The sequence below is a fragment of the Streptomyces bambusae genome (genome assembly GCF_020532645.1).
Taxonomy (GTDB): domain Bacteria; phylum Actinomycetota; class Actinomycetes; order Streptomycetales; family Streptomycetaceae; genus Streptomyces; species Streptomyces bambusae.
Genome location: NZ_JAJAUZ010000045.1, coordinates 54026 through 66040 on the forward strand (window position 1 = coordinate 54026; position 12015 = coordinate 66040).

The 12015-nt window shown below is 74.5% G+C and carries 7 protein-coding genes; 3 read left to right on the forward strand and 4 right to left on the reverse strand.

Translation table 11 applies throughout. The features are described 5' to 3' along the window. The first annotated feature begins 66 nt into the window (after window positions 1-66). A complete protein-coding gene (locus LG634_RS26740) occupies window positions 67-1311 on the forward strand; it encodes a hypothetical protein (protein ID WP_226737140.1) in 1245 nt (414 codons plus the stop codon). A gap of 83 nt (window positions 1312-1394) precedes the next feature. Here the strand turns inward: LG634_RS26740 and LG634_RS26745 are convergent, their stop codons facing one another. The 4 genes from LG634_RS26745 to LG634_RS26760 all read right to left on the reverse strand — a co-directional run bounded on the left by LG634_RS26745 (window position 1395) and on the right by LG634_RS26760 (window position 8636). After that, window positions 1395-3176 (reverse strand): ABC transporter ATP-binding protein, encoded by a 1782-nt coding sequence (locus tag LG634_RS26745; RefSeq protein WP_226737142.1) that lies wholly within the window; start codon window positions 3174-3176, stop codon window positions 1395-1397. Beyond that, window positions 3173-5038, reverse strand: coding sequence for an ABC transporter transmembrane domain-containing protein (locus tag LG634_RS26750; RefSeq protein WP_226737144.1), 1866 nt, complete (start codon window positions 5036-5038; stop codon window positions 3173-3175). The genes LG634_RS26745 and LG634_RS26750 overlap by 4 nt, the downstream gene beginning before the upstream one ends. 160 nt (window positions 5039-5198) lie before the next feature. Further along, window positions 5199-8135 carry an FAD-binding and (Fe-S)-binding domain-containing protein gene (locus LG634_RS26755; RefSeq protein ID WP_226737146.1) on the reverse strand — a complete coding sequence of 979 codons (2937 nt, stop codon included), beginning with the start codon at window positions 8133-8135 and terminating at the stop codon, window positions 5199-5201. 18 nt (window positions 8136-8153) lie between these two features. Further along, the gene (locus LG634_RS26760) at window positions 8154-8636 is read right to left on the reverse strand and encodes a MarR family winged helix-turn-helix transcriptional regulator (protein ID WP_226737148.1); all 483 of its coding nucleotides are present in this window, start codon (window positions 8634-8636) and stop codon (window positions 8154-8156) included. Window positions 8637-8755: 119 nt separating this feature from the next. Between LG634_RS26760 and LG634_RS26765 the strand changes: the two genes are divergently transcribed. Continuing rightward, window positions 8756-10594, forward strand: coding sequence for an ABC transporter ATP-binding protein (locus tag LG634_RS26765; RefSeq protein ID WP_226737150.1), 1839 nt, complete (start codon window positions 8756-8758; stop codon window positions 10592-10594). A 114-nt stretch (window positions 10595-10708) separates the two neighbouring features. Further along, window positions 10709-11578, forward strand: a complete 870-nt coding sequence (gene mltG, locus LG634_RS26770; RefSeq protein ID WP_226737152.1) for an endolytic transglycosylase MltG — start codon at window positions 10709-10711, stop codon at window positions 11576-11578. Window positions 11579-12015: the final 437 nt, after the last annotated feature.

Consider the following 12015-nt stretch of genomic DNA (forward strand, 5'->3'; position numbering starts at 1 on the left):
AAGCGGACATGATGAGTGTCGACGAGCCGTCAGGTCGTCGGCTCGCACATGACTGGGGGGTACGGCATGGGCAGGAGCAAGCGGAGACTGGGTACGGCGGCAGCGGGCACGGTGCTCGCCTCGCTGGCCCTCGCACTTCCCGCACAGGCGGCATCGGGGAACGCCGAGACCGCGCGGGCCACCACGTGCAAGCCGGCCATCCGGGTCCTGAACGCCCTGCCCGGAGCCGAGCCCGCCGAGCCGAGCCCCTGGATCGAGGACACCCAGGTCAACGGCATCGGCCGGCTGGGCCTGTCGGTCGGCGTCTCGCACGGCAAGCCCGCCTGGTGGCGCGGCGTCACGGTGCACGCCGTCCCGCTGCCCGCCGGGTACACCAGCGGCCGGGTCGAGGCGGTCAACCGGTTCGGGCTGATGGTCGGCACGGTCTTCGGCCCCACCGGGCCCCGCGCCTTCCGCTTCTACCCGTGGCAGGCCGCGGTGACCCTGCTGCCGGGCGGCCAGTACGCCACCGCCGTCAACGACCACGGCCGCATCGTCGGCCACCGCTACGAGGGCAGCGACACCGTCGGCATCGAATGGCAGGGGGCCGCGGTCCGCCGCATCCTCGCCGAGCCCGCCGGCTTCGACCTGCGGGAGGTCACCGGCATCAACAACGCAGGCCGGATCGTCGGCTACGGCTGGGGCACCACCGGCGACCCCGACGACTCCTGGGGCACCGCCCCCGGCATCGTCTGGAGCGGCAACGTCGCCGCCCCGCCCGTCTTCACCCAGCCCCTCGGCAACGCCTACGAGATATCCAAGCCGGCGGCCATCGACGAGTCCGGCCGCCTCGTCGGCATCATCACCGGCAGCCGGGACATGACCAACAGCCTGGCCACCTGGGCGCCGCCGTACACCGAAGTGACCGGCCCCGGCACCCTCGCCGGCCGGACCAGCGGCAGCTTCGAGGACATCAGCCCCACCACCAACGTCACCGTCGGCACCGCCTACGACTCGCCCTACGACTTCCCGCCCGACCCCATGCCGCCGGTCCAGGCCCAGTACTGGCCCGGCTCCGGCCCGGTGCTCGCCCTGCCCCGGCTCGCGCCCGGCCGCTTCTCGGCCGCCTTCGCCGTGACCGACCGGGACCAGGTGGGCGGCGTCGCCGTGGACGCCTCCGGCATCGAACGCCCCGTCATCTGGACCTGCGCCGGCAAGCAGGCGTACAAGCCGGCCGTCCCGCTGCGCACCGTGAACCGGCGGCCGGGCGCCGGCATCAACCCGCACTCGCCCTCCGCCGGAGCCCCCGAGGCCGTCCGCCGGCACCGCTGACCGCCCGCACGCGCACCGGGGCCCGGCCTCCCGAGAGGGAAGCCGGGCCCCGGTCCGGCGCGCGGCGTCCGCGCCGCCTCCGGTCAGCCGTGCCAGGACCGCCACAGCGCCGCGTACGCACCGTCGGCTGCCACCAGCTCGTCGTGGCTGCCCAGTTCGCTGACCCGGCCGTCCTCGACCACCGCGATCACGTCCGCATCGTGCGCCGTGTGCAGCCGGTGCGCGATCGCGATGACCGTACGGCCGTCCAGCACGCGGGCCAGCGAACGCTCCAGGTGCCGGGCCGCCCGCGGATCCAGCAGCGACGTCGCCTCGTCCAGCACCAGCGTGTGCGGATCGGCGAGCACCAGCCGGGCCAGCGCGATCTGCTGCGCCTGCGCCGGGGTCAGGGCGGTACCGCCCGAACCCACCTCGGTGTCCAGCCCGTCGTCGAGCCCCCGGGCCCAGCCGTCCGCGTCGACCGCGCCCAGCGCCGCCCACAGCTCGGCGTCCCCGGCGCCCTCCCGGGCCAGCCGCAGGTTGTCGCGCAGCGAGCCCGTGAACACGTGGTGCTCCTGGTTGACCAGCGCCACGTGCGACCGGACCCGTTCCGCCGGCATCCGGGCCAGCTCCGCACCGCCCAGGGTGACCTCCCCGGACCGCGGCGCGTAGATGCCCGCGAGGAGCCGGCCCAGTGTGGACTTGCCCGCACCCGAAGGCCCGACCAGCGCCATCCGGGTCCCCGGCGGCACGTCGAGCGACACCCCGTGCAGCACGTCCGCACCCTCCCGGTACCCGAACCGCACCGCGTCCGCGCGCACGTCCCGGCCGTCCGGCACCACCGCGGCGTCCCCGGAATCCGGCTCGATGTCCCGCACCCCGACCAGCCGGGCGATCGACACCTGGGCCACCTGCAGCTCGTCGTACCAGCGCAGGATCAGCCCGATCGGGTCGACCATCATCTGCGCGAGCAGCGCCCCCGTCGTCAGCTGGCCCACCGTCATCCAGCCCTGCAGCACGCAGTACCCGCCGATCATCAGCACCGCGCCGAGGATCGTCACGAACGTGACGTTGATGACCGGGAACAGCACCGACCGGAGGAACAGCGTGTACCGCTCCCACCGGGTCCACTCCACGATCCGCTGCTCCGACAGCGCGATCCGCCGCCCGCCCAGCCGGTGCGCCTCGACCGTGCGGCCCGCGTCCACCGTCTCGGTGAGCGCCGCCGCCACCGCCGCGTACCCCGCCGCCTCCGACCGGTACGCCGACGGCGCCCGCCGGAAGTACCAGCGGCAGCCGGCCACCAGCACCGGCAGCGCCAGCAGCGCGGCCAGCGCCAGCGGCGGCGCGGTCACGACGAGCGCCCCGAACAGCAGCCCCACCCACACCACACCGATGGCCAGCTGCGGCACGGCCTCGCGCATCGCGTTCGCCAGCCGGTCGATGTCGGTGGTGATCCGCGACAGCAGATCGCCCGTCCCGGCCCGCTCCAGCACCCCCGGCGGCAGCCCCACCGACCGCACGAGGAAGTCCTCCCGCAGATCGGCCAGCATCTCCTCGCCGAGCATCGCGCCGCGCAGCCGCATCAGCCGCACGAACACCGCCTGCACCGCCAGGGCGACCGCGAACACCGCGGCCACCTGCCCCAGATGCAGCTCCCGGACACCGGCCGCGAGGTCGTCGACGACCCGGCCCAGCAGGTACGGGCCCGCCATCGAGGCCACCACCGCCACCGCGTTGGCCGCCACCAGCAGCAGGAAGGCCCGGCGGTGCCGCCGCAGCAGCCCGCGCACGTACGTCCGCACCGTCGCCGGTGTGCCCACCGGCAGCGTCGCCGCCGTCTCCGGGGCCGCCGGATCGTAATCCGGGGGCGCCACGCCGATCATGCCGACTCCTCGATCTCCGTCAACGCCTTCTCCGCGAACGTCTGCTCCGCCGGCGCCCGCACTCCGGCCGGCGCGTGCGCACCGGACTCCGCCGCGGGCCGTGCGTGCTGCTCCTCGTCCGTCTCCCGGGTGACCACGGCCCGGTAGCGCGGCTCCGCGGCCAGCAGCTCCCGGTGCGTCCCCACCGCGGCGACCCGGCCCTCGTGGACCAGGGCCACCTGATCGGCCCGGTCCAGCAGCAGCGGCGACGAGGCCAGCACCACCGTCGTACGGCCCTTGCGCAGCGCCGAAAGGCCCTCCGCGATCCGTGCCTCGGTGTGCGAGTCGACCGCTGACGTCGGCTCGTCCAGCACCAGCACCTCCGGGTCCGCGACCAGGGACCGCGCCAACGCCAGACGCTGCCGCTGCCCGCCGGACAGCGACCGGCCGCGCTCGGTGATCCGCGCGTCCATCGGGTCCCCGACCCCGTCCGGCGCCGCCTGCAGCAGCGCCGCGAGCACGTCGGAGCACTGTGCCGCACCGAGCGCCGGGACCGCCCCCACCTGCCCGGACGCCGGTACGTCGAGCAGCTCGCGCAGCGTCCCCGACAGCAGCACCGGGTCCTTGTCCTGCACCAGCACGCAGCTCCGAGCCGCCGCCAGCTCCATCTCGTCGAGCGCCACCCCGCCCAGCAGCACGGACGGTGCGCCGGAGGCCTCGGTCGGATGGCCGCCGAGCCGTTCCGCCAGCCGCCCGGCCAGGTCCGGATCCCCGCACACCACCGCCGTGAACCGGCCGGCCGGCGCGAGCAGCCCGGTCTCCGGGTCGTACAGGTCACCGCCCGGAGCCGGGGGCCCGGCCACGGGGGCCACGGCCGCACCGGTGTCCGTCCGGGTCAGCGACAGCACGCGCGCCGCCCGCTTCGCCGACGGCCGCGAGAACGAATACGCCATCGCGATCTCTTCGAAGTGCCGCAGCGGATACATCATCATCGCCACCGCGCTGAACACCGCGACGAGCTCGCCCACCGTGATCCGGCCGTCCAGAGCCAGCTTGGAGCCGTAGCCGACCACCGCGAGCAGCAGCAGCCCCGGCAGCAGCACCTGCACCGCGGAGATCACCGCCCACATCCGGGCGCTGCGCACAGCCGCCCGGCGCACCTCCTGCGAGGCCTCCCGGTAGCGGCCGAGGAACAGCTCCTCGCCGCCGATCCCGCGCAGCACGCGCAGCCCGGCCACGGTGTCCGAGGCCAGCTCGGTGGCCCGGCCGGCCTTCTCCCGCTGCACATCGGCCCGCTTCGTGGCCGGCGGCAGCAGCGGCAGCACGGCCAGCGCCAGCACCGGCACCCCGGCGGCCACGACCCAGCCCAGGGCCGGGGCGTACACGAGCAGCCCGGCACAGATCACGACCAGGGCGACGGCGGCGGCCAGGAACCGGGAGACCGCCTCGACGAACCAGCCGATCTTCTCCACGTCACCCGTGGAGACCGCCACCACCTCGCCGGCGGCCACCCGGCGGGTCAGGGCCGCACCCAGCTCCGCGGTCTTGCGGGCCAGCAGCTGCTGCACGCGCGCCGCCGCGGTGATCCAGTTGGTGACGGCCGTCCGGTGCAGCATCGTGTCGCCCAGCGAGATCGCCACGCCGCAGAGCAGCAGCAGCCCGCCGATGAGCGCGAGCCGCCCGCCGTTCCCGTCGACGACCGCCTCGATCCCGAGGCCGACCGCGAACGGCAGCCCCGCGATGCCGCAGTGGTGCAGCACCCCCCAGGCCAGGCTCTTGAGCTGGCCCCCCAACTGGTTGCGGCCGAGCCACCACAGGAACCGGGGACCGGAACGGGAGTCCGGCACCCCCGGATCCGGATACGGAAGATCGCTGATCTGCATGACGCCCCACGGCTCGGTGACCGGAATCGCTCCGGTGAACGGTCCAAACCGTGCAAGCGTCGCCTTCCGGAGCGATCCGGTGCAATCGATTTTCCGGCCGGTGCACTGCCGGCCGGCCGCAGCAGCCCGCAGCGGCCCGCGGCCGGCCGGGGCCCGGCCGTCAGGGCCGGGTGGCCAGCTCCAGCTCCACCAGCACCGAGTGCCAGCTCCGCCCGGTGGCACGGTTCATGCCGACCTCGCACATCCGGTTGGCGCTGAGGTGCGCGTCGAACGGACGGGCCGTCACCTCCGCCGCCTCCCGCGCGGTGGCCGCCGCCGTCAGCTCCGGGTGCAGCATCCCGCGGTCCCCGGCGAACGCGCAGCAGCCCGCGTCCTGCGGCACCACGACCTCCTCCGCACACGCCTCGGCCACCGCCCGCAGCCGCGCCCCGTCGCCGAGGTGCCGTGTCGAGCAGGTCGGGTGCAGCACGGCGGAACCCACCCGCCGCAGCACCTCCAGCCGCGGCAGCAGCTCGTCCGCCGCCCACACCACCGAGTCCAGCACGGTCAGTTCGGCGTGCAGCTCCCGGTTGTCGTCGGTGAGGTACGGCACCACCTCGCGGGCGAGGCCGAGCGTGCACGATGAGGCGTCCACCACCAGCGGCAGCCGCCCGCCGGCGGTCCAGCCCCAGGCGGCCTCGACGATCCGGTTCGCCATGATCCGGTTCCCGGCCTCGTACCCCTTGGAGTGCCAGATGGTCGCGCAGCAGGTGCCGGTCACGTCCGAGGGGATCCACACTGGCCGCCCGGCCCGCGCCGACACGGCGACCACGGCCTCCGGGAGCGAGGGGCCGGCCCCGTCCTGCGGCCCGCCGAAGATCCGGTTGACGCACGACGGGTAGTAGACGGCGGCCGCCCCGACCCGCTCGGTCGGCGGCAGCCCGCGGGCCGCCGCCCCCGGGATCTCCGGCAGCCACTGCGGCAGCAGATCGGGCCGCACCGCCTTGCGCGCGGCGCTCGTGGCCGCGCGCAGCGGACCGTCCCCGATCCGCGCGCCGATCCGCCCGGCGGCCGCGACCGCGGCCCGCGCGGCGGCCTCGGCGGCCTTGAAGTGCCGGGCCGCCGACGCGGCCGCCCGCTCCTCGCGCGGCCCGTGCCGACGGTGCCGGAACTCCTTCATCAAGGCGCCCGTGTCGATGCCCACCGGGCAGGCCAGCCGGCAGAGGGAATCCCCGGCGCAGGTGTCGACGGCGTCGTATCCGTACGCCTCCAGCAGCCCTTCCAGGACCGGGGAGCCGGCCGGCTGGCGCATCATCTCCCGGCGCAGCACGATCCGCTGGCGCGGGGTGGTCGTCAGGTCCCGGCTGGGGCAGACGGGTTCGCAGAACCCGCACTCGATGCACGGGTCGCCGATCGCTTCCACCTGCGGAATCGTCTTCAGGCCGCGCAGATGTGCCTGCGGGTCGCGGTCGAGCACGATCCGCGGGGCCAGCACCCCGTCCGGGTCGATGAGCTGCTTGGTGCGCCACATCAGGCCGGTCGCCTTCGGCCCCCACTCCAGCTCCAGGTACGGCGCGATGTTCCGGCCGGTGGCGTGCTCCGCCTTCAGTGATCCGTCGAACCGCTCCACCACGAGCCGGCAGAACGCGTCCATGAACGCCCCGTAGCGCGCCACGTCGGCGGGCCGCGCCGCGTCGAAGGCCAGCAGGAAGTGCAGGTTCCCGTGCGCCGCATGGCCGGCGACGGCCGCGTCGAAGCCGTGCTCCGCCTGGAGCTCCAGCAGCGCCGCGCAGGCCTCGGCCAGCCGCCCCGGGGGCACCGCGAAGTCCTCCGTGATCAGGGTGGTGCCGGGCGCCCGGGTGCCGCCGACCGCGGCCACGAAGGCCTTGCGGGCCTGCCAGTAGCCGGCGATCGCGGCGGGGTCCCGGGTGAACGCGTTCGTCACCGAGGGCACCGGGGCGACCAGCTCCAGCCCGGCGAGCACCTGCGCCGCCCGGCGCTCGTACTCCTCCTGCGCGGCCCCGTCCGGCGCCCGGAACTCCACGAGCAGCGCCGTGGTGTCCCTGGGCAGCCCGGCCCAGTCCGCGGGCACCCCCGGCACACTGACCGAGGCGCGCAGCGAGTTGCCGTCCATCAGCTCCACGGCCGTCGCCCCGGCCGCGTTGAACAGCGGCACCGCGGCCGCCGCGGCCGGCAGCGACGGGAAGAACAGCAGACCGGCGGTGGCCAGCCGGTCCAGCGGCAGGGTGTCGAACACGACCTCGGAGATGAACCCGAACGTGCCCTCCGAGCCCACCATCAGCCCGCGCAGGATCTCCACGGGCGTCACCCCGTCGAGGTACGCGTCCAGCCGGTAGCCGTTGGTGTTCTTGATCTCGTACTTGGCCCGGATCCGGGCGCACAGCTCCGGATCGGCCTCGATCTCCGCCTTCACCGCCAGCAGCCCCGCGCACAGGGCCGGTTCGGCACGGGCCAGCTCCTCGTCGGCCAGCGGGTCGGCGGTGTCCACGACGGTGCCGCCCGGCAGCACGAAGGTGAGCGAGGAGACGGTCCGGTACGAGTTCCTGGTGGTGCCGGCCGTCATCCCGGACGAGTTGTTGGCCACCACCCCGCCGATCGTGCAGGCGGCGGCGCTGGCCGGGTCCGGACCGAGCACCCGGCCGTACCCGGCCAGCGCGGCGTTCACCCGGGCGACCGTGGTGCCCGGCCGGACCCGGGCCCGCAGCCCGTCCTCCTCCACCTCGACGCCCGCCCAGTGGCGCCGTACGTCGACGAGCACGTCCTCGCCCTGGGCCTGCCCGTTGAGGGAGGTGCCGGCGGCCCGGAAGACCACCTCGCGCTGCCGGCCGTGCGCGTACGAGAGGACGGCGGAGACGTCGTCGATGTCCTCGGCCACCACGACCACCTGCGGCACGAACCGGTACGGCGAGGCATCGGACGCGTACCGCACCAGGTCGGAGACCTTCCAGAGCACCTTCTCCGGGCCCAGCAGCTCCGCCAGCTCGGCGCGCAGCACCTCGGGGGTGCCCGGCGCCCGGTGCCCGGGCAGCCGGTCGGGTGCGGGACCGGCCGCCGACCGTGGCCGCAGCGCTCCGGGTTTCGGCTCCAGCAGCGGCATGGCGGGCCCCTCTCCTGCTCAGCAGCGGAACTCGGGCCCTTCGGCCAGAGCGTTCAGCAGGCCCCCGAGCACCTCGCGCTGATCGGGGGTCAGCGGAGCCAGGATCTCCTCTGCGGCCTCCCGGCGCGCGCTCCTCAGCTGCCGCAGCGTGGCGCGGCCGGCGTCGGTGAGCTCGATCCGCACCACCCGGCGGTTCCCCGGGTCGGGGGCGCGGCGCACGCACCCGGCCGCCTCCAGACCGTCGACCAGGCTGGTGACCGCCCGCGGCACCACTTCGAGCCGGGCCGCCAGGTCCGTCATCCGGGGCGGCTGCTCGTAGTGGGCCACCGTGCGCAGCAGCCGCGACTGCGCCGGGGTGATCCCCAGCGGCTCCAGCTGGCGCTTCTGGATGCGGTGCAGCCGTCGGGTGAGCCGCAGGAGCTGCTCGGCCAGCAGCCCGTCGGCGTCGGCGGCCGGGCCGCCGGGCGGCGGGACGGGAGCCGGGCTGGAGGCGGTGGTCATGACGCGAACAATAACAGGATGCCGTTCATTGTGAACATAGGTAATAATGACCTAGGCTCACTCCGGCGACCCCCGCCGGAGTTCCGTATCCGCTCGCCGTCACGTCTCGGAGGAGGCGCATGCGACCCGAAGGACCCGACTGGACCCCCTCGGTCCACCCTCTCGACCCCACCCGCCCGGCCACGGCCGAGCAGCCCCGCGAGCTGCGCCGCATCGTGCGGCTCTTCCGGCCCTACCGCGGCCGGCTCGCCCTGGTCGGCCTGCTCGTGGCCGCCTCCTCGCTGGTCGGCGTCGCCTCGCCGTTCCTGCTCAAGGAGATCCTCGACACCGCGATCCCGCAGGGGCGCACCGGGCTGCTCAGCCTGCTCGCGTTCGGCATGATCCTCACCGCGGTGGTCACCAGCGTCTTCGGTGTGCTCCAGACGCTGATCTCCACCACCGTCGGCCAGCGCGTCATGCACGACCTGCGGACCTCGGTCTACGCGCAGCTCCAGCGGATGCCGCTGGCCTTCTTCACCCGCACCCGCACCGGCGAGGTGCAGTCCCGCATCGCCAACGACATCGGCGGCATGCAGGCGACCGTCACCTCCACCGCCACCTCGCTGGTCTCCAACCTCACCGCGGTCGTGGCCTCGGTCGTGGCGATGCTCGCCCTGGACTGGCGGCTCACGCTGGTCTCGCTGCTGCTGCTCCCGCTGTTCGTGTGGATCAGCCGCCGGGTCGGCCGCGAGCGCAAGAAGATCACCACGCAGCGGCAGAAGCAGATGGCCGCGATGGCCGCCACCGTCACCGAGTCGCTCTCGGTCAGCGGCATCCTGCTGGGCCGCACCATGGGCCGCGCGGATTCCCTGACCGCCTCCTTCGCCGAGGAGTCCGAGAAGCTGGTGGACCTCGAGGTGCGCTCCAGCATGGCCGGCCGGTGGCGGATGTCGACGATCGGCATCGTCATGGCCGCCATGCCGGCGCTCATCTACTGGGCCGCCGGCCTCGCCCTCCAGTCCGGCGCCCCCGCCCTGTCCGTGGGCACCCTCGTCGCCTTCGTCACCCTCCAGCAGGGTCTGTTCCGGCCCGCCGTGAGCCTGCTGTCCACGGGCGTCCAGATCCAGACTTCCCTCGCCCTGTTCGCCCGGATCTTCGAGTACCTCGACCTCCCTGTGGAGATAACGGAACGGCCCGACCCGGTCCGGCTCGACCAGGCCAAGGGCGAAGTGCGCTTCGAGGCGGTCGACTTCGCGTACGACCCGGCGGCCGGAGCGGACCGGACGACGCTGTCCGGCATCGACCTCACCGTCCCCGCCGGCGGCTCCCTGGCCGTGGTCGGCGCCACCGGATCCGGCAAGAGCACCCTGAGCTACCTGGTACCCCGGCTGTACGACGTGACGGCCGGCCGGGTCACGCTCGACGGGACAGACGTCCGCGACCTGGACTTCGGCTCGCTGGCCCGCTCGGTGGGCGTGGTCTCCCAGGAGACCTACCTCTTCCACGCCTCCGTGGCCGACAACCTGCGCTTCGCCAAGCCGGACGCCACCGACGAGGAACTCGCCCAGGCCGCCCGGGCGGCCCAGATCCACGACCACATCGCGTCCCTGCCCGACGGGTACGACACTCTCGTCGGCGAGCGGGGCTACCGGTTCTCCGGCGGTGAGAAGCAGCGGCTTGCCATCGCCCGGACGATCCTGCGCGATCCGCCGGTGCTGATCCTCGACGAGGCGACCAGCGCGCTGGACACCCGGACGGAGCAGGCCGTGCAGCAGGCGGTCGACGCCCTGTCCGCGGGCCGGACCACCATCACCATCGCGCACCGGCTCTCCACGGTCCGCGATGCCGACCAGATCGTGGTGCTGCACGGCGGGCGGATCGCCGAGCGGGGTACGCACCGGGAGCTGCTGGCGGCGGACGGGAAGTACGCGGCGCTGGTGCGGCGGGATGCGGAGTCGGCGCCCGTGGTGCCGACGTGAGGGCCGGAGTGGTGCCGGCGCGGTCGTGGCACGCTCCCGTGAAAGTGTGATCGTATGACCGGCGCGCCGGAAGAATCTCCGGAATGAGGGGAATGTCGGGCTAGCGTGCCCGGCATGCGTCGTGATGAGTACCGCCCTGCGTACCGCCCGCCGCGCGGCCGCACCCGGCTCACCCGCCGCGGACGGTTTGCGCTCCTGCTCGGCACCCTGCTCGCCCTCGGCGCGGCCGCCGCCCTGCTGGTGCCGGCGGTACTGCCCGAGGAGAAGGCGCAGGTGGCGGAGAAGCCGCGGAAGCTGCTCATCCCCGAAGGGTGGCGGGCATCCCAGATCTACGCCGCCGTCGACCGGGAGCTGAAGCTCCGGCCCGGCTCGGCAAAGGCGGCCGCCGCCACGGCGCGGCTGGCGCTGCCAGCCGAGGCGAAGGGCAACCCCGAGGGGTACCTCTTCCCCGCGACCTATCCCGTCACCTCGAAGAGCACGGCTGCGGGGCTGCTCGCGTACATGGTGGACACGGCGAACCGGACGCTGGCCGGGCGCACGCTCGCCGGCGCCGCGCGGGCGCACGGGATGACGCCGTACCAGACCGCCACGCTGGCCAGCATCGTGCAGGCGGAGGCGGACAGTCCGGCCGACATGGGGAAGGTCGCGCGGGTCGTGCACAACCGTCTGGCGCGGTCCATGCCGTTGCAGATGGACTCGACGCTGCACTATGCGCTGGGGCGGCGGACGGTGGACACGAGTCTTGCCGACACGCGGATCGACAGCCCGTTCAACAGCTACCGGCGGCAGGGGCTGCCGCCCACGCCGATTGCCGCGCCCGGCCTCGACGCGCTCCGGGCGGCGGTCGCCCCCACGCCGGGTCCCTGGCTCTTCTTCGTCACCGTCAAGCCGGGTGACACGCGCTTCTCGACCACGTACGAGGAGCATCGGCGCCACGTCACCACCTTCAACCGCCTCCGCACCGCCACCCCCTCCGGCACCTGATCCCCCCACCAGGCCCCGAGTCGCCCACCACGCGTGCGCACTCCCGGCGGGGGCATTTCCGGCCCTCAGCCCCTCCCGGGCCGGCTGCCCGCCGGCGTGTGCTCCCAGCCTCTCCGGGGCCGGCTGTCCGCCGGGCGGGTGCTCCCAGCCTCTCCGGGGTCGGCCGCCTGCCGGGCGGGTGCTCCCAGCCCCTCTGGGGTCGGCCGCCTGCCGGGCGGGTGCTCCCAGCCCGTCTGGGGTCGGCTGCCTGCCGGGCGGGTGCTCCCAGCCCGTCTGGGGTCGGCTGCCTGCCGGGCGGGTGCTCCCAGCCCCTCTGGGGTCGGCTGCCTGCCGGGCGGGGGAAATCCAGCCCCTCCGGCGTTTGAGGAGCGGGGTTTGGGGCGGAGCCCCAAGGCAGGCCGGCCGGCGCCGGCTCGGGGGGGGGGGGCCGGCCCCCC

What these genes read in the sequence shown, in the direction of transcription:
- LG634_RS26740 (WP_226737140.1), top strand. Translation starts at nt 67, where the DNA reads ATGGGCAGGAGCAAGCGGAGACTGGGTACGGCGGCAGCGGGCACGGTG.
- LG634_RS26745 (WP_226737142.1), bottom strand. Translation starts at nt 3,176, where the DNA reads ATGATCGGCGTGGCGCCCCCGGATTACGATCCGGCGGCCCCGGAGACG.
- LG634_RS26750 (WP_226737144.1), bottom strand. Translation starts at nt 5,038, where the DNA reads ATGCAGATCAGCGATCTTCCGTATCCGGATCCGGGGGTGCCGGACTCC.
- LG634_RS26755 (WP_226737146.1), bottom strand. Translation starts at nt 8,135, where the DNA reads ATGCCGCTGCTGGAGCCGAAACCCGGAGCGCTGCGGCCACGGTCGGCG.
- LG634_RS26760 (WP_226737148.1), bottom strand. Translation starts at nt 8,636, where the DNA reads ATGACCACCGCCTCCAGCCCGGCTCCCGTCCCGCCGCCCGGCGGCCCG.
- LG634_RS26765 (WP_226737150.1), top strand. Translation starts at nt 8,756, where the DNA reads ATGCGACCCGAAGGACCCGACTGGACCCCCTCGGTCCACCCTCTCGAC.
- mltG (WP_226737152.1), top strand. Translation starts at nt 10,709, where the DNA reads ATGCGTCGTGATGAGTACCGCCCTGCGTACCGCCCGCCGCGCGGCCGC.